The 18,444-nt window shown below is 50.4% G+C and carries 17 protein-coding genes; 10 read left to right on the top strand and 7 right to left on the bottom strand.

Going from position 1 to position 18,444, the window contains the following annotated elements; genetic code table 11:
* Window positions 1–43: 43 nt before the first annotated feature.
* From rfbA to ACYU87_RS13480, 5 genes are all read left to right on the top strand, one after another.
* Window positions 44–904, top strand: coding sequence for a glucose-1-phosphate thymidylyltransferase RfbA (gene rfbA / locus ACYU87_RS13500; RefSeq protein ID WP_461134612.1), 861 nt, complete (start codon window positions 44–46; stop codon window positions 902–904).
* 405 nt (window positions 905–1,309) lie between these two features.
* The gene (locus tag ACYU87_RS13495) at window positions 1,310–1,720 is read left to right on the top strand and encodes a hypothetical protein (RefSeq protein WP_461134611.1); all 411 of its coding nucleotides are present in this window, start codon (window positions 1,310–1,312) and stop codon (window positions 1,718–1,720) included.
* Window positions 1,721–1,723: 3 nt separating this feature from the next.
* Window positions 1,724–2,404, top strand: coding sequence for a hypothetical protein (locus tag ACYU87_RS13490; protein ID WP_461134610.1), 681 nt, complete (start codon window positions 1,724–1,726; stop codon window positions 2,402–2,404).
* A gap of 139 nt (window positions 2,405–2,543) precedes the next feature.
* Window positions 2,544–3,356, top strand: coding sequence for a sensor histidine kinase (locus ACYU87_RS13485; RefSeq protein ID WP_461134609.1), 813 nt, complete (start codon window positions 2,544–2,546; stop codon window positions 3,354–3,356).
* Window positions 3,357–3,417: 61 nt separating this feature from the next.
* Entirely contained in the window at window positions 3,418–4,077 is a 660-nt protein-coding gene (locus ACYU87_RS13480) for a response regulator transcription factor (RefSeq protein WP_461134608.1), read from the top strand.
* Window positions 4,078–4,135: 58 nt separating this feature from the next.
* On the opposite strand, the gene ACYU87_RS13475 is transcribed toward ACYU87_RS13480, so the two are convergent.
* Entirely contained in the window at window positions 4,136–4,924 is a 789-nt protein-coding gene (locus ACYU87_RS13475) for an SDR family oxidoreductase (protein WP_461134607.1), read from the bottom strand.
* Between the two features lie 148 nt (window positions 4,925–5,072).
* On the opposite strand from ACYU87_RS13475, the gene ACYU87_RS13470 reads away from it, so the two are divergent.
* The 4 genes from ACYU87_RS13470 to ACYU87_RS13455 all read left to right on the top strand — a co-directional run bounded on the left by ACYU87_RS13470 (window position 5,073) and on the right by ACYU87_RS13455 (window position 9,499).
* Window positions 5,073–5,654 (top strand): LemA family protein, encoded by a 582-nt coding sequence (locus tag ACYU87_RS13470; protein ID WP_461134606.1) that lies wholly within the window; start codon window positions 5,073–5,075, stop codon window positions 5,652–5,654.
* Between the two features lie 79 nt (window positions 5,655–5,733).
* The gene (locus tag ACYU87_RS13465; protein ID WP_461134605.1) at window positions 5,734–6,168 is read left to right on the top strand and encodes a TPM domain-containing protein; all 435 of its coding nucleotides are present in this window, start codon (window positions 5,734–5,736) and stop codon (window positions 6,166–6,168) included.
* Window positions 6,161–7,024, top strand: a complete 864-nt coding sequence (locus tag ACYU87_RS13460) for a TPM domain-containing protein (RefSeq protein ID WP_461134604.1) — start codon at window positions 6,161–6,163, stop codon at window positions 7,022–7,024. The genes ACYU87_RS13465 and ACYU87_RS13460 overlap by 8 nt, the downstream gene beginning before the upstream one ends.
* Before the next feature lie 123 nt (window positions 7,025–7,147).
* Entirely contained in the window at window positions 7,148–9,499 is a 2,352-nt protein-coding gene (locus ACYU87_RS13455; protein WP_461134603.1) for a carbohydrate binding family 9 domain-containing protein, read from the top strand.
* A 23-nt stretch (window positions 9,500–9,522) separates the two neighbouring features.
* Here ACYU87_RS13455 and lpcA read toward each other — a convergent pair whose 3' ends face one another.
* Complete coding sequence (lpcA, locus tag ACYU87_RS13450; RefSeq protein WP_461134602.1) at window positions 9,523–10,095, bottom strand: D-sedoheptulose 7-phosphate isomerase; 573 nt, start codon at window positions 10,093–10,095, stop codon at window positions 9,523–9,525.
* Window positions 10,096–10,185: 90 nt separating this feature from the next.
* On the bottom strand, window positions 10,186–11,979 hold the full coding sequence (locus tag ACYU87_RS13445; RefSeq protein WP_461134601.1) for a hypothetical protein: 1,794 nt from the start codon (window positions 11,977–11,979) through the stop codon (window positions 10,186–10,188).
* A 135-nt stretch (window positions 11,980–12,114) separates the two neighbouring features.
* Here ACYU87_RS13445 and upp point away from each other — a divergent pair, with 135 nt between their 5' ends.
* The gene (gene upp, locus ACYU87_RS13440) at window positions 12,115–12,762 is read left to right on the top strand and encodes a uracil phosphoribosyltransferase (protein ID WP_461134600.1); all 648 of its coding nucleotides are present in this window, start codon (window positions 12,115–12,117) and stop codon (window positions 12,760–12,762) included.
* Window positions 12,763–12,839: 77 nt separating this feature from the next.
* Here the strand turns inward: upp and ACYU87_RS13435 are convergent, their stop codons facing one another.
* The 4 genes from ACYU87_RS13435 to cysM all read right to left on the bottom strand — a co-directional run bounded on the left by ACYU87_RS13435 (window position 12,840) and on the right by cysM (window position 18,338).
* Window positions 12,840–13,472: a LolA family protein gene (locus ACYU87_RS13435; RefSeq protein WP_461134599.1), complete on the bottom strand. Its 633-nt coding sequence runs from the start codon at window positions 13,470–13,472 to the stop codon at window positions 12,840–12,842.
* Between the two features lie 113 nt (window positions 13,473–13,585).
* Entirely contained in the window at window positions 13,586–16,189 is a 2,604-nt protein-coding gene (locus ACYU87_RS13430; RefSeq protein WP_461134598.1) for an FtsK/SpoIIIE family DNA translocase, read from the bottom strand.
* Between the two features lie 131 nt (window positions 16,190–16,320).
* Window positions 16,321–17,370 (bottom strand): quinone-dependent dihydroorotate dehydrogenase, encoded by a 1,050-nt coding sequence (locus ACYU87_RS13425; protein WP_461134597.1) that lies wholly within the window; start codon window positions 17,368–17,370, stop codon window positions 16,321–16,323.
* A gap of 95 nt (window positions 17,371–17,465) precedes the next feature.
* On the bottom strand, window positions 17,466–18,338 hold the full coding sequence (gene cysM, locus ACYU87_RS13420) for a cysteine synthase CysM (RefSeq protein WP_461134596.1): 873 nt from the start codon (window positions 18,336–18,338) through the stop codon (window positions 17,466–17,468).
* Between the last annotated feature and the right edge of the window lie 106 nt (window positions 18,339–18,444).

The raw sequence follows: 18,444 nt of genomic DNA, 5'->3' as shown, positions 1-18,444 counted from the left end.
CTCATTCATTCTTTCGCTCTTTCACCATTCACCCATTGAAACCATGAAAGGAATCATACTCGCCGGGGGCTCCGGCACACGTCTTCATCCGCTTACGCTGGCCGTATCCAAGCAATTGATGCCCGTATACGACAAGCCCATGATTTATTACCCGCTGTCTATTCTAATGCTGGCGGGCATTCGGGATATTCTCATTATTTCGACGCCCCACGATCTGCCGCATTTCGAAAAACTGCTTGGCGACGGCACACGTATCGGCTGTACATTCACCTATGCCGTTCAACCCAGCCCCGATGGTCTGGCGCAGGCGTTTATCATCGGCGAAGAGTTTATCGGCGACGATAAAGTAGCCCTTGTTCTGGGCGATAACATATTTTACGGATCAGGTCTGTCGAAGCTGCTTCAGGCCAACAACGATCCGGATGGTGGCGTCGTTTATGCCTATCAGGTACATGATCCTGAGCGGTATGGCGTTGTTGAGTTCGATGATCATTTCAACGTCCTGTCTATCGAAGAAAAGCCCGAAAAGCCTAAGTCGAATTATGCAGTGCCGGGTCTGTACTTTTACGATAACGACGTTGTCGAAATTGCCAAAAATATCAAACCATCGCCCAGGGGTGAGTTGGAGATCACGGACATCAACCGCGTCTATCTGGAGAAGGGTAAGCTTAAAGTAGGCGTTCTGGACCGCGGAACGGCCTGGCTCGATACCGGCACGTTTGAATCGTTAATTCAGGCCGGTCAGTTTGTTCACGTCATCGAAGAGCGGCAGGGGCTAAAGATCGGTTGTATCGAAGAGATCGCCTACCGAATGAAGTTCATTGACGCCGAGCAACTCGCCACCATTGCCAAGCCGCTGGTTAAAAGCGGGTATGGTGCTTATCTGTTAAATCTGCTGAAATAGAATGCAGCTTTAGGAGTAGACCAGTGTACAAATAGCAAACACAAAAAACGCCGTAGCAAACTGCTTCGGCGTTTTTTTGTAAACCTAACCTATGAGAAATGTCTTGGCTTATGGCGATGTACGCCAAATGCTACGATACAAAAGTAGTTTGAAGCTGTTGATTGGATGAGCGCAGAAACACTGATTTTGGGTTTAGGAGATTAAACAGGCAGAAGTCCGCACTTTAATACGTAGAACTACGCATTGGTAAATTTTTATACGGTATAACTAATTGACTTTCAGAAAAAGAAGGTGTTTGACGAATCAGGCTTTACGCTTGCATAAAAGAGCGGCTATCGTATTTTAGACCCGCTTTCCGGTTTTATTCACACACCACTAACCAGTTCTATTTCGGACTTCTTTTTTATGAGCGTTTTTACGAAAAATGCAGGGCGCATCCTCGACCCTCAAGAGACAAAAGCCATGACTGGCGCTTACCAGGAGCGCAAGCTGAAAGCAGGTTTGGCTAAAGACGAATACATTCGTTCGGAATATTTTGGCATAAACCAAGTACAACACCTTCTCGATCAACCCGGTTGTATGGGTCTACGCATTCACCATGCCAAGCGGTGGGAAGATGCCGATGGTAAACCTACTGAACCCGGGAAAGGCCAGCTAGTGCCGCGTGTGCTGTTGACGGGCGTCGACGATAAAGGAAAGGATATGCCAATTCATGCAGATAAAGCAGGGATGAAAGATATGGCAAATGGAAATAACGGAGAAATGGCGATTGGCGAAGGATGGACTTGCCCTCAACATTGCGGAGGTAATAATTAAATTATGTGGGATAAATTACTTCAGTTAAGTTCTAAATATCCTATTGATTTACTTTCTTATATAAGTAGTCTTATCCCTATAGCAGCAGGCTTAATTAGAATCAAGCAATTAACTAAACCTGCTGCTTTTATATTATTATTTTTCATCTTCTGTTTTGTTAAAGACACATACGCGCTTTGGTACGTTTTACATGCCCTTAATACAACGTTTATTCAGAATATAGAAACACTTTTTCAATCGTTATTGACTGGTGTTACTTACTACTATTGTTTTGATAAGCGCTTAACAAAACAAGTCATAGCAGTCATAACCTTACTATGTGCTGTTATTATTATAGTCTCTTACGAAGAAATTAACGTTTCTGTTACAGCGCTACTGTCATTCAGATTGCTATCTATCTTTTTATCACTGGCATACTTTAATAAAATTTTGGTTGATATGCGTATCAGAAATGTACTAAGGCATACCTTGTTTTGGTTCAGCGCTGGCTTACTCATTTTCTCTTCTGGTACTTTTTTTATTGTTCTTTTTAGTGAATATTGGTACAAGGATATCAACAAGGTTCCGGCTGAAGTATTTGATAAATATTGGAATGCGAGTCAAATACTATTTATTATTTTCTGCTGTTTCTCAGCTTTAGGTTTATGGTTTAGTAAATACGATAGAGAAAATTTTATTCAGTAAATTATTCGCTACTGGTCAAAGGGTCGTTGTAAAATGACCCTTTTCTTTCTACCATTTGCTCAATTCTGTACGCTACTCATTGATATTCAGTTGAATATTGTCAATCTTTACTGATGCAGCTTTCCTGCAGGTAACCATAATGTCTATAGATTCCGGGTTCGTTATTGCCGTTGGTACGGCCGTGTTGCTGATAATGGCCGTGTTCATTATCATCTTCGTGGCCTATTACCAGCAGAAACAGGCAAAACAACAACTGGCCTACAAAGAATTGCAGGCGCAGCACCGGCGTGACCTGATGGCGGCTACGTTTCGGGGGCAGGAAGAAGAACGAAAACGCTTGGCCGAAGACATGCACGATGGTATTGGCACCATGCTGTCGGTGACCAAAATGAGCCTCAATCAGCTGGAACGGCAGGTTGGGTGTGATGTGCAGCTGAGTTTTCAGTTTCAGAAAACCCGCTCCATGATCGATGAAACCATGACCAACGTTCGGCGAATCAGTCGTAATCTGGTTCCGACAACTCTCGAGCGATTTGGCTTACTGGCAGCTCTCGAAGAACTGGCCGACCGCGCTACCGATACTGACACCGACATTCAGCTAGCCTATACGGAGTCCGAAGTTCCGTTTCCACCCGCTTTGGATCTAATGCTTTACCGGATTGCGCAGGAACTGGTCAACAATGCCATCCGGCACGCCCGCGCCCGGAATGTTATCATTCAATTATTTAGTATCGATAATGAAGTGCGTTTGTCGGTGATTGACGATGGGGTGGGCTTCGACTTTGACGCTGTTACGGAAAATAAGCAGGGTGGCCTGGGCCTGCGAAATATCGAGAGCCGGCTGAGTGTTGTTAATGGACACGTAACGTTTGATGTCGCACCAGGTCGCGGATCGCAGATTCACGTACAGGTTCGGTTGCACGATGCGCAACCCGTTGATTTACTGGTTTAACTTTTTGTTTATACAGTCCTTCCTCAAAAACATGGTTACTACCCTTAACACATCCTCCGCTATGCGGAAAATTAAACTGGCCCTCTGCGACGATCATACCTTGTTCAGAATTGGTATGTCGACAATACTTGGGCAGATTCATGATTTCGAACTGGTTATGGAAGCCGCCAACGGGCAGGAACTGATCGATAAAATTGCCCGCAAACTACCGGATGTGGTCCTGCTCGATCTACAGATGCCGGTGATGGATGGTACCGCTACGGCCGACTATCTGCGGGACAATTTTCCCCTTATTAAAATCGTCGTCTTAACCATGCATGATGAAGATCGGATGGTACTTCACTTACTCGAAAAAGGCGTTAGTGGCTATTTGCTGAAAGACGCCGAAGCTGGTGAAGTGGAAAAAGCTGTTCGGAAGGTAATGGACGAGGGGGTTTATCTGAACGAATTTGTGTCGAAGGCGATGCTTCGTAAAATGACCAACAAAACAACGGTAGCCAGGCCAGTCAATTCGTTTTACAACAGCAAAATTCTTCTTTCCGAGCGCGAAAAAGAAGTGTTGACGCTCATCTGCGAAGGCCTGTCAACGATAGAAATCAGCGAAAAAATATTTCTAAGTCCCCGCACGGTTGAAGGCCATCGGTTACGCATCCTCGAAAAAACCGGAACTAAAAATACGGCGGGTATGGTGGCTTATGCGTTTAAAAACGGCCTTGTTTGAGGGGTTGTGCACTGTGATGTCGGTTGCTTATAACCGACGTCACGATCACACTAAGCTATTAAAGACTCCCTGTTCTCCCGCCATCTACCGGAAGGTTAATGCCGTTGATGGACGCAGCTACGGGCGTACACAAAAACGCAATGGCTGCACCAACTTCCTCCGCCGTGACGAAGCGCCCGGTCGGAATTTCAGCTTCCAGTTGCTTTGCTATTTCTTCTTCCGTCTTGCCGGATGATTTCGCTCGCATGGCTAGGACAGAAGCCAGGCGGGCCGTTTGCGTGTAGCCCGGCAGCACATTATTGACCGTAATACCAAATTGAGCAACCTCCAGCGAAAGTGTTTTGGCCCATTGCGCCACCGCTCCCCGAATGGTATTCGATACGCCTAATCCGACAATCGGTTGCTTGACTGAGGTGGAAATGACGTTGACAATCCGGCCAAAACCAGCCTTCTTCATGGCTGGGAAAACGGCTTGCACCAGTGCCTGATTCGTTAGCAGGTGATTATGGAACGTTTGCACAAATTCATCCGCTTTTGCCTCGATCAGAGGACCACCGGCGGGGCCTCCCGTATTGTTGATCAGAATATGTACCTCGGGGAATTGCGCCAGATGCTGCGTGATGGCCGTTATGACAGCACCTGGACGGCTAAAATCGGCCACCAGATACCGGTGTATCTGGTTCTGTGTTGTATCCAGCTCCGCCAGCGTGGCGCTGAGCGTTTCTTTATTTCGAGCTATCAACACAATAGTCGCACCCAGCAGCGCTAATTCAATGGCCGCAGCCCGACCAATGCCCTGTGTGCTGCCGCAAACGAGAGCCGTTTTTCCGGTTAATATTAGATTCATAACAGAAGAGCGTTTTCGATCCTACCGATCATCAGGACAAACTACGGCCAAAATAGCTAAAAAAACCTCTGGCGTAGTTTTGCGTTTACAAAGTATTAGTTTTGGGCAACTTTGCCCCCAACATCAACCATTTGCATTTAAACAGACCATGTCAAAGACATTAATTATCGTAGTGGTTATTGCCCTCGCTTTGGGTATGTACGGCTGTAGTTCTTATAACGGGTTGGTTCAGACAGATACGAACGTTCAGGAAAAGTGGGCGCTTGTGCAGACCCAATACCAGCGCCGGGCTGATCTGATTCCGAACCTGGTACGCACAGTACAGGGAGCCGCTAATTTTGAGAAAAGTACCCTGACGGCGGTTATTCAGGCCCGGGCCAGTGCAACCCAGGTCAAATTTACGGCTGACCAGCTGACGCCCGAAAACGTTCAGAAATTCCAGGCGGCTCAGGATCAGTTGAGTGGTTCTTTATCACGCCTGCTGGCGGTAGCTGAAAGTTACCCAAACCTGAAAGCCAACCAGAACTTCTCGGAATTGCAGGCTCAACTGGAGGGTACGGAGAATCGGATCGCTGTTTCCCGGAATGACTTTAATGGAGCGGTAAAGACGTATAACCAATCGGTGCGGTCGTTCCCGAACAATATCTTTGCCGGTATCTTCGGCTTCCCCGTGAAAGGCTTCTTCGAAGCGTCGCAGGCTGCCCAGAATGCGCCAACAGTTCAATTCTAATTAGCTTAACGCGGAGTACGGAGTTTGGAAAAGGAACCAATGTCCTGTACCAGGTTTTGTGCTCCGCGCTTCATGCCTTATGCAAACTAACCCTTTCTCGCCCGACGAACAAAAGCGCATTGTGGAAGCCATTCGGCAAGCCGAAAAGGCTACTTCGGGTGAAATCCGGGTGCACGTTGAGCCACACTGCGCCAGTGTTGATCCCATGCAACGGGCCATTGAGGTGTTCGCACATCTGGGTATGAACCAGACTAAAGAACAGAACGGGGTATTGTTTTACCTTGCCTATACCGACCGAAAGTTTGCCATCTTAGGCGATAAAGGGATCAACGCCAAAGTGCCGGACAATTTCTGGGCAAGCACCAAAGACCTGCTCCGTAATCATTTTTCCGCCGGAAATTACGCTGTAGGCCTGAGGCAGGGCATTGAGCGGGCCGGGCAACAGCTGAAACAGTACTTTCCTTACGCCAGCGATGATACCAACGAACTCGCCGACGATATTTCGTTTGACTGACACTGCCGTGAACGTACTCTCTTTTCTTGTTAATACCACCCGACTGCTACGGCTCGGGTTTATTTTCTTACTCGTCGTTGTCTGGCCCGCCACGTTACAGGCACAGGACACGGCTACCGACAATGGAACATCCACTGGCACGGCTATTCCTGACAAACCAAACCCTCCCCGTTTGGTCAATGATTTTGTGGGTATTCTGAATAGTACCGAAAAAGCACAACTGGAGCAGAAACTCCGGGCTTATAACGACTCGACATCCACCCAGATTACGCTTGTTATCGTAAAAACCACCGAACCTTATCCTATTGGCGACTTCGCTTTTCAGGTGGGACGTAAGTGGGGCGTAGGGCAGTCGGGTAAAAATAATGGGCTTATATTAGCTTGGGCCACCCAGACCCGAAAGATCTTCATTGCACCAGGCTACGGCCTGGAAGGTGCTATTCCGGATGCTATTGCCAAACGGATCATTACCAACACAATAGTGCCTGCTTTCAAACAGGAGCAGTACTACCAGGGCCTTGATGCGGCCACCACGGAAATCATCCGGCGTGCCAGCGGGGAATACAAGGCAGATCCGGAATTGAATAGCGATGAGGGGCCGGGCGCGTTTATTTTCATTATACTCATTGGTATCGTCATTGTCTTCATTATTGTCCGGAAAAACCGGGGCGGGGGTAATAACAACAGTCGCGGTGGTGGCTTCGGTGGGCCCATTTTCTTTCCAACATCGACCTATTCAGGTTGGGGTGGTTCTGGTGGCGGGAGCAGTTGGGGCGGTGGCGGAAGCAGCGGTGGCGGCTTCGGTGGCTTTGGCGGTGGTAGCTTCGGTGGGGGTGGTGCTGGGGGCGATTACTAACTAGTTTATTGTCTATCAGCCGTTACAGTTTGCCAGTGAGTACATTGTCTGTGCCGTTCAACGAAAATTTGACTTACAGATCAATGGCTGTGCCTATTTTTGTTGGTTCAGCTATCTCCCTGTATGCTTTTCGTTGTTTGTCGTTACACGCTGCCTTTTCTGCTGTTCCCCTTGCTTGCCTTAGCGCAAACAAATCCGGTCGCGCCCAATACGGCTGAGTCGGATGTTGTTCAGCCGGACTCACTACGCAGTAGTGCTACTGAAGAGGATGTGGTTGAGCCAATGGCTACCGGCCAGTCGGTTATCTTTACCCCGTCGGCAAAGCGCAGAACCATTCGGGCCGTTGAGATTAAGGACAAATTAAAAATAGACGGTCGGTTGGACGAAGCTGACTGGAAGCAGAGTAAGCTTGTTCGGCGATTTGTTCAGGTTGACCCGCAGCAGGGTCGTCCGGCCACATTCGGCACCGATGTACGGGTACTCTTCAATCGCCAGTTCTTGTACATCGCGGCTTTTAATCACGATACACTCGGTCGAAAAGCCCTTCGTGTTCCCAACTTCAAGCGTGATTTTAGCAGTCGGTCGCACGATTTATTCGGTTTGTCCATTGATGGGTTCAACGACCGGCGCAACGCCATGACGTTCGTTTCCAACCCGCACGGTACCCAGCGCGATTTACTTTCCTTCGACGATTTATTGTACGACGAGGATTGGGACGGTTTCTGGAAAGTACGCACCAGCCGGACTGACTCGGGCTGGGTTGCCGAAATACAGATACCCTGGCAAACCCTTCGGTATGCCCGCTCGGCCGACTCGACGCAGGTTTGGGGAGTTAACTTTTTCCGTAACCGTCGGTACTCCAACGAGCTGTCGGCCTGGTCGCCGTATCCAAGAGCGTTTACGTCGAGCCGAATGGAGTACGCCGGGTTGATTACGGGCCTGAAACCGCCCCCGCCATCGCCCAATATTCGTGTTCAGCCTTATGTATTGATCAGCGATGACCGGGCCAATGGAACGGAAATCGGCTACGGGCAGAGCGCCAAGCTCAAACTCGGTGGTGATCTTAAGTGGGCCATTAACCCCAATACGGTACTTGACCTTACGTTAAATACGGATTTTGCCCAGGCCGATGTAGATCGTCAGGTCAATAACCTGACACGCTTCTCGGTGTTGTTTCCTGAGCGCCGGGCGTTTTTTCTGGAAAATGCCAGCCTGTTTGGCGCTGGCTTGCCAGGTAACAACAATACAGGTGAGGGAGGAAGCATGATTATTAAACCCTTCTTCAGCCGGACAATTGGCCTGGCTACGCTTCCGGACGGCACCAGTGCTCCCGTACCCATCGACGCCGGGGCGCGGCTGGTGTATCGCTCACTCAAGCGTAACTATGGCGGCATGGTCATTCGGCAGCGGGGTATTACCGGTAGCCCTGCAACCGACTTTATTGTTGGTCGGTACGTCGAGAACATTGGTAGCCAGAACCGGATTGGTGCTTTGTTCACCCTGAAAAATGTTCATGGTACCGATAGTACCGGAAGCCATCAGAATGGAACATTCGCGGTGGACGGTTTCTTTCGCCTGAACCAAAAGTGGACCTACAATGCCATGCTTATTGGCTCGGCCAGTTCGGGTGGTACCGATCAGGGTGTGTCGGCCTACAGTCAGCTTATTTACCGGACCAATCAACTGGTGGGCTGGTGGACACAATCGCTGGTAACTAAAGGATTCAACCCGGAAATGGGGTTTGTATCGCGGGGAGACGTTATTGCGACCACACCGGGGTTATACCTGGTTAATCGGGGGAAATGGCTGCCTAAGTGGGTGCGCAATTTCGAGCCGGGCGCTTTTGTCGAGCTGTACCATAAAGCATCGACGGGTTACCTACAGGAAGCACAATACACGCTTAACCCCATCTGGCTAACGTTTCAGAATGGCGGGAACCTGGGTTTCTTCCTGAATCCAACTTACCAGCGTCTGGATGATGGCGACTACCGCCCGCTGGATCTGGCTATTGTTTCGAACAAATACCGGTATGTTCGCTACAGTGTCATGTTCGGTACGGATCCATCGAAGAAGGTGTCGTTTCAGTTCAATGGTGAGACGGGCGGGTATTATGACGGTAAACTGAATTACGCCCGGGCGTCGCTCATTTTGGCCCCAATTCCCCACGCAGCGTTTACGTTCAATGCCGAAGCCAACGATTTCCGGCAGGTAGGTGGTTATACAGGAACGGTATCGCTCTACAGTGTCGAGAGCCGAATGGCGGTAAATCCGCGTTTGCAGTTAATCAGCTTCTTTCAACGGAATACCTACAATGAACGAAACGCCTGGAATATCCGGCTTGCGTGGGAGTTTCAGCCACTTTCTTTCCTGTATATCGTTTACAATCGCGGAACCTACGCCGGATCTGTTCGAACAACAGACCGGCAGCAGGAACAGCATATTATTGGCAAACTATCGTACCTGAAGCAGTTTTAGAGCCTACTAGTAGCTTGTTTGGTTTAGATGACCTGTTTTTCGATGAGCAGAATAAACAGGTGGATCACCTTGATGTGAATCTCCTGAATCCGGTCAGCGTACCCAAAATGAGGAACCCGAACTTCAACGTCGGCCTGACCGGCGAGCTTACCGCCGTCTTTGCCGGTGAGCAGTATCACTTTCATGCCTTTCTGGCGAGCAGCCTCAACCGCCCGGATGATGTTGCCCGAATTGCCGCTTGTGCTTAATCCCAGCAAGACATCGCCCTCGTTGCCCAGGCCTTCAACAAAGCGGGAAAAAACAAACTCATAGCCATAGTCATTGCTCACGCAGGAAATGTGGCTGACATCCGAAATGGCGATGGCTGCCAGCGACCGCCGATTGTCACGATACCGTCCCGATAGCTCCTCGGCAAAATGCATGGCATCGCAATGAGAACCGCCGTTGCCGCAGGATATGATTTTACGGCCGTTTTTGAGCGCGTCGGCCATGAGAGCAGCCGCTTGTTCAATAGCCGACAGATGAGCGGGATTGCTCAGAAACGCGTCTAAAACAGACTGGGCTTCGGTTAGTTCCTGGCGAATAATATCGAGCATGGGATAAAGAAGTAAGTAGTGAAGTCGTTTGCCGGGGGGCAGAACGACGTAAACATACGGCCAGCTTACGACTTTATGACGCAGAATTTATTAAAAGACCCAGTTGCGGTAGGCGAGATTCCAGCGTATGGCAAAACTAGCCACCTGATCGGTGTAGCTATCGGGTTTGTACTGGCTATCCTGATAGCGATACAGATAACGCCCTTCCAGAAATACGTTGTGTCGAATCATGTACGATGCCCGGAGGTCGGCGTAAGTAACCACCGTTTTGCGACCCTGACCAATGAAGTTGCCCTCGTCGCGAAAGCGGGAGGTGTAATCTTTTAGAATATTTCCCCCGTAGTTGATGCTGGCGTCTGGATCCGTTCCATACATCATCAGACCAAAAATGCCATTGGCCGACAGGCGTTTACGCTGGTATCGTACAATCCCGAGCCCTTCCACAAAATTGCCGCCCAGCGGGTGAGCCAATGGCTGGCTGTAGTGGGCATAATTGGTCTGGCCGGAAGTTACGGAAGGGGAGGCTTCGTGAGAGTAGGTGTACGGACGAGCTAGGTTAAGCTCCGTCTGAATATCAAGATTGGGTACCGAAAACGCGTCAATGTATTTCGCTCCCAACTGAAATGCAAACTTATTGGTCCAGTCGCCTTTACCCGCCATTAAGGGCTTTAGTCGGAATTCGTCCAGCATAAACTGGGTGTACACCAGAAAATGAGACAGGAAGTTAGCCTTGAAGTCAATGCCGATGAATGCGTTGTCGCTGCTGCCCAGGCTGGACTCAACGTAGCGATACAGAATAATCGGGTTCAGGTAGCTTAAATCAAGGCGGTCCCGGCTAAACACCTCAGCTTCAAATACGCCCAGATTCATGTGGTCGTTTAGGTTGATGCTCAGGTGGTGCATGGCGGCAAACTTGGGCGGAATAAACTTGTCGTCCTGTGGTCGGGGAGCCTGCGTGTTTTGGAGAGACGTAAAGAGGTTTGTGTACTGAATCCGACGACCCAGTTTGGTGGATAGTTTCAGAAATAGATAAGCCGGGCTGTTGTCTGACAGGAATAACGACCTGAACCCATTGCCGAGGAAATTCCGGTCGTGGCCAAACTGCACATTGATGACCTTGAGCGTATTGAACGTAATGTAGCCCCGAGCCGTCAGGAAATCGGCACCCGTTGTCCGATAGGGCTTCACAAATCCTTCGCCCGGCGCTGTGGGCTGTGCTGTACCGGATACATTTCTGTCTTGACCATACGTCAGGCCATATTGCTGAATATACTCCGGGTAAATAGCCTGATTGTCGGCGAAGTACGTATAAAACCCGAGTTTACGACCAATAGTACCCCGAATTTCGAGTCCTCTTGTATTGACGAACTGCGCCTGACTGCCGGTATTCAACGTTGTGGTTGAGCCAGAGATGTTTTCGGCGCCAAAACCAAAATACAGAACCGGGTTAACGTGAAGGTCAACATCGGGCGTTTGCAGGTTGTAAAAATCAGCCTTCTTCCGATAAAAATGGGTTAGAAATGGTTTTTTGCTGTCGCCGGGGCCGGCTTCAGGCCTCAGGTGGCGCGTAAATGGATCGGGCTTTAGGGAGTCGCGGGGGGCTACCCATTCCCAACTGTCATTACGCAGGTAATCAAAATTGAAGTAATCCGTATCCGAAAAGTCGCGGGTAGGGTGAGCGGCTGCGCTGTCGGTGAGTTGAATGATACTCTGCCGGTTGTATGGTTTCACGGAGCTGTGAAACCCTTCGGCCCACTTGTTCTGGCGAATCTCGAGCCGGTCAATTATATGGTAATAATCTGCGTTGAGCGGCACAAATGGGCTTTGTGCCCGAACCGAAAACGAAAGGAAAAGCGAACAGAAAAGATAAACGTTTAGGCGCATGTAACTTACTGACTGGCGGTGTTATTAGGCTTATTCTGGTGGATCGGTGCAGGCTATAGGCCGGTTAAATTAGGGAATTGGTTTGGATATACGCCAACCTTGCGGCTAAATTACACCGAAAGAAGCCTTTATACTATGTTTGTTCTGACGCAGCAACCCTCATTAGCGAACCACTACATAGCCGAACTTCGTGATGTGGCCATTCAACAGGATCGGATGCGCTTTCGGCGAAATCTGGAACGACTTGGTGAGTTGATGGCCTACGAAATCTCAAAGACGTTGTCGTATCAAACCATAGCTGTAAAAACTCCTCTGGGTACTGCCCACACGCAGGTTCTTCGTAAACAGCCGGTATTAGCGACTATTATGCGGGCCGGTTTGCCCTTTCATCAGGGATTTGTCAATTACTTCGATCAGGCGGAGAATGCCTTCGCGGGTGCTTATCGGGGCTACAGCGCTGAGGAAAATGATGAATTTGAAATTGCCATGGACTACATCGTGAGCCCTGACTTAAGTGGAAAAACGCTTATCCTCTGCGATCCGATGCTGGCCACGGGCCGTTCGCTCGAAAAAGTTTACCATGCTCTGTTGCGATATGGAATTCCGGCGCAAACCCACATTGCCGCCGTCATTGCCAGTCCGGAGGGCGTCCGTCATGTGCAGCAGCAATTGCCGCAATGCCACTTGTGGCTCGGCGCCGTAGACGATCACCTAAACGAGCATTCGTACATAATACCTGGCCTGGGCGATTCCGGTGATCTGTCGTACGGGGGGAAAGTATAAGTCGGGGTGACCAAAATCTCAGACACAAATAACGGGCTCCCTTGCTGACAGAGGAGCCCGTTGTTTGTGCCAACTAATTACCGAAGATCGACTACCTCCACGCCTGGATACTTTGCCTTATCGAAGGCAAAGAAGGTGTCCGGTACGTTTACATTGGGTGTAAACTTGGTGATCGTATAAGACGTCTGTTTGCCGTCCTTGTTGGTAATCATCCAGCTACGAATCGACTTGTCCGCTTTATCGACCGACATCTGCACGGTTTTGATGGCGCTCTTGGGTCGATTGGATGTCAGTTCGATTACTTCCAGCGTGCGCCCAGCCCGTTTCTGCTCTTTCAGAAAGCGGTAGTCGAAGCCGCGCTTATAGATGGTGTAAATCTGAGCCGGATTGAACTCACTGTTACCACTGGCATCGTAATCCTGCACGTTTACTTCGTTCGATTCTTTGATGTACGTAGACATTGTTTTGCCATCGGTGAACACTTCCTGACCACCCAGGGAGAGCCGGAATTTCTCGTTTTTCACCGTCAGGTCTCCTTTGTAGGCGTCTTTTGCTGAACCACCCACGGTGAAATTTGCCTGATATGATTTCAGCGCCTTGTATTTGTTACTCATCGCGTCCAAAATGCCCTGCGCCCGTTTGTCTTTCTGAGCAAAAGCAGGGAGCGTCATCACGAACGCCAAACTTAGCATCCAAGCTATTTTCTTCATGTTCATTGATCGTACCGTCTTGTTTAGTCTGCCCGATTGATTCGATAAACCGGGCGTTTTATTCTTAGACGGGTAAACAAGGGGAAAAGTTTAATCTATTTACCTGTCACCGATTACTCACCTTTCAGGCGTTTCAGAATCTCCTCCAGGGTTTGCAAATCTTGAACGAGTACATCCCGGGCTTTGCTTCCTTCAAAGGCACCCACAATTCGAGCGGCTTCCAACTGATCGACCAGGCGACCGGCGCGATTATAGCCCAGCTTGAGTTTGCGCTGAATCAAGGATGTACTACCCTGCTGATGAAGAACAATAAGGCGGGCTGCCTCGTCGAACATGGGGTCACGATTGGCCATGTCCACATCCTTATCCTCGCCCTGACCGCCATCGTCGCCGACAAATTCAGGGAGAGCGTAGGCATCATCGTAACCACGCTGATTCCCGACGAATTCGCAGATGTCTTCGATTTCGTTGGTATCGACAAAGGGGCACTGCAAACGAATGATGTCGGAGTTAGACGAAAGCAGCATATCGCCCATACCCACCAGTTGCTCGGCACCACCCGCATCCAGAATGGTCCGTGAGTCAATTTTGGATGTCACTTTGAAGGATAAACGGGCCGGGAAGTTAGCTTTGATCAAGCCCGTAATGACATTGACCGACGGGCGCTGGGTAGCCACAACCAGGTGAATGCCAATGGCCCGGGCCAACTGAGCCAGTCGGGCAATGGGCTGCTCAACTTCCTTGCCGGCCGTCATCATCAAGTCGGCCAGCTCATCAATGATCAGGACAATGTACGGCAGGAAGCGATGGCCTTTTTCCGGATTGAGCCGCCGTTTGACAAACTTGGCGTTGTACTCTTTCAGATTCCGGCAACCAGCGTCTTTAAGCAAGTTGTACCGGTTATCCATCTCGATACAAAGTGAGTTGAGCGTATTGACCACCTTCTTGGTATCGGTAATAATGGGCTCGTCGGAGTCGGGTAACTTGGCCAGAAAATGCCTTTCCAGCTTATTAAACAACGTAAGCTCCACTTTTTTGGGATCAACCAGCACAAGTTTGAGCTGCGATGGGTGCTTCTTGTAAATCAGCGAGGTAAGCAGCACGTTCAGACCAACGGATTTCCCCTGACCGGTAGCACCAGCCATGAGCAAGTGCGGCATTTTGGCCAAGTCAGCTACGTATATCTCATTCGAGATCGTTTTTCCCAGCACAATGGGCAGGTCGAACTTGCTGTTGTCGAACACGTCGCTCGTAATGACCGACCGCATGGAAACCATTTCGCGGTTTTTGTTCGGTACCTCGATCCCGATCGTTCCCATACCGGGCATGGGAGCAATAATCCGGATGCCGAGGGCCGATAAACTCAGGGCTATATCATCTTCCAGGCTCTTGATCTTGGAAATTCTGACTCCCTTGGCCGGAATAATTTCGTACAGCGTAACCGTTGGTCCGATAGACGCCTGTATGGAGTCAATTTCAATCCCGAAGTTGCGCAGTGTATTTTCGATCTTCTCTTTGTTGGCCGTCAGTTCATCATCCGAAACCTGCGCCTTCCGACTGTTTGGGTAGTCGGTCAGGAGCGTAGCAAGCGGGTACTGGTACTGCGGCAAATCGAGTGTTGAGTCGTATAACCCGTGCGTTGCTACCAGATCGTCCTCTTCGAATGGATCGGGTTCAAACGTGGGGGCGGGCACGGCACTAAGCTCTTCGGTGGTGTCACCGTTGTTGACGGTCGTATCCCGATTTTTGATGGTGAGCGTAACCCCGGTGGTTTGCGCAATGACTTCGGGTAGTGAGGTGGCTGGCGCAGGCTGTTCGACAGTTGGTACAGCATCCGGCACAACGGGGCGAACCGGGTCAGGTACGAACACATGAACCGGCTGGCTGGCTGTCATGACCGGCTCGGGATCTTCTTCATCGACAGGCTCAACCTCGTCCTCCTCTTCAGGCTCCAGCTCACTCTCGGCGTACGTCTGCAACGGATCATCCGAGCGCATTCGGGTTCTCGGCTGGGTAGAACGGGAAAAGTCCGGTAGCTTGATATGCCGGACATCGAAAAAATAAACGACGAAAAAGAACAATAGAAAGCCGATAAAGGCCAGATTACCCCAGCCGAACAAACTGTACAGCACCTCATTGATTTCGTAGCCGATGCCTCCGCACCAAACACTGGCCGTTTCGGCAGAGTCGGTAACCAGCACCATGTAACCCAGCATGAGGCTGCACCAAACGGCGGCAAACAGTAAGGCTTTGGTTGCCCGGCCTAACGGCACCAGCTCACTGCCAAAGGTTAGTTTGTAGCCCGACAAAAAGACGATAACGGGTATGGCCAGTGCGCCCACGCCAAACCAGCGGAACACGAACACCTGGGCTATATAGGCTCCTACCAGCCCAACCCAGTTGCGCGTTTCGGTGCCGGTTTCGACGAGTGGCTCGGAGAATGCTGCGCCGACCACGCTTTGGTCGGCCGGCCCATTGATGAGGTAGGAGATAAACGCAACCATCAGCCCCAGCGCCAGCCCCATCAGCAGCATGCCCAGAGTTAAGGCCGAGCGTTGGTCAGTTAGCCAGCGATCAAGGGCGGCACCCCAATTGAAGGACGGGGTTTTGAACCGACCGGATGATTCGCCATCCCGGTTGACTCGCGGACGGGGTTCATTGCGTTCGGCCGGACGTCGGATTGTATTCTGACGCGGTGATGTAGTTGGTTGTGCCATACGTTGGGTTATGGGCGGTCACTGCAGGTAAATTTCCCACTTTTTAACGAGAAACTACGACAAGAAGAGGTATAGAGAAGTAATAAAAAAGACCGTACGGTAGGTAATCAAATGAGAGAAGCCGTAACGGGCTACCGTTCGCTTATCAATGCTTTGTTGATGCGTTTAGCGAGGGCTGGACCTTCGTAAATAAAACTGGTGTACACCTGTACTAAACTGGCCCCGGCCGCTAACTTTTCTTTGGCATCGGCGGGTGTGGCAATACCGCCAACGCCGATGATGGGAAACGAACCACCCGATTGCTGGTGTAAATAGCGGATCACGTCCGTAGCGCGCTCGCGTAGCGGTTGCCCGCTAACCCCGCCTGCGCCCACCTGGGCAATGGTGGTCGCATCGGTTGTCAGACCCTCCCGACTGATGGTTGTGTTGGTGGCAATAACGCCCGCAATGCCGGTTTCGGCGACAATCGCAATGATGTCGTCCAACTGGCCATTTGTCAGGTCGGGGGCAATTTTCAGGAGAATGGGTTTGGGTGCTGGTTTCTGGCGGTTTTCCTGTTGCAGCGCTGCCAGCAAGCGCGTGAGGGGCTCCCGCTCCTGCAAGTCACGCAGGCCGGGGGTGTTGGGCGAACTGACGTTAACAACGAAGTAATCGACCGCATCAAACAGCTCCCGAAAGCTGAGGAGGTAATCCGTTAGCGCATCCTCATTGGGGGTATCTTTATTTTTGCCGATATTTCCACCAATAATGACGTGTCGGTTTCCCCGATTTTTTGCAAAATGCCGTATACGCTCGGCAGCCGGACCAGCCCCCTTGTTGTTAAAGCCCATTCGGTTAATCAACCCACCGTCGGCTTTCAACCGAAACAGGCGAGGACGTGGATTGCCGGGCTGGGGGCGGGGCGTTACCGTTCCGATTTCAACAAAGCCAAAGCCCAGATCACTTAACTCGCTGATTAGCTCGGCATTTTTGTCGAACCCGGCGGCCATACCCACTGGGTTCGGGAACGTTAATCCAAATACGGTGCGCGCCAACCGGTTGTCGTCAACTACGTAGAACTTCCGGCAAAGCCCCGATACGCCCGGAATGGACAAGGCTATCTGCAACAGGCGCGTAACGGTATGGTGAATGGTTTCGGCATCAAAGCGGAACAGTATGGGCAGAATGATGTGCTTGTACATACCGGCAAAGATACTATAGGGCCGCCCGTCCCGGTTGGTTTAGCCCATAGAATCTTTGTATAACGTAATTTCTCTATCGGGACAAGCAACGTTTGCTATCCGAACAGGTCCGATGACAGATAGCGGTCGCCCCGGTCGCAGATGATGCAGACAATAATACCGGACTCAATTTCCTGCGCCAGCTGAAGGGCCGCGTGAACTGATCCGCCACTGCTCATACCCGCAAAAACACCCTCAACGTTCGCCAGCTTACGGGTCATCAGGGTTGCCTCATCGGCTGAAACTTCCATAATGCGGTCAACGCGCTGGGGTTCGAAAATTTTAGGTAGGTACTCGGTCGGCCATTTTCGGATACCCGGTATCGATGAGCCATCCGTAGGCTGACAGCCAACAATCTGTACGGCCGGATTTTGCTCTTTCAGGTAACGCGACGTACCCATAATGGTACCCGTGGTGCCCATCGATGAAACAAAATGAGTCACTTTTCCGTCGGTATCACGCCATATTTCAGGACCCGTGGTGCGGTAGTGAGCGAGGTAATTATCGGGGTTGGCAAACTGATTGAGCATCAGGAAGCCGCCCTTCTCCACTTGTGCTTCCGCGTAGTCACGAGCACTTTCAATGGTTTCGGTCAGGGTAACCTTGGCACCGAACGCTTCCATGGTCAGCACGCGCTCCCTGGTTGAATTTTCGGGCATGACCAACTCAATGGGAATATCATACAGTCGCGCAATCATGGCGAGGGCAATGCCCGTATTACCACTTGTCGCTTCAACCAGGGTCATGCCCGGCTGGAACTCACCGCGGGACAAAGCACCCTGGATCATGCTGACGGCGGCTCTGTCTTTTACGCTGCCACCCGGATTATTGCCTTCGAGTTTACCGTATACTGTAACGTTGGGATTTGGATTCAGACGGTTTAACTCAACCAAAGGGGTATTACCGACTAAATCGAGCAAGGTTGCCATGCTGATTCGTAGAGGATTGTTACTTAGCTGTCAATGAGAAAGCCACTTAATAAGTTCGTAAGTGATGCGTTTTTGGCATAAACAACCCATTGAGAACGAATTGCTC

Source organism: Spirosoma lituiforme (genome assembly GCF_054776635.1).
Note: the sequence above shows the minus strand (reverse complement) of the source record. Positions and strands in the feature narration are given on the sequence as shown.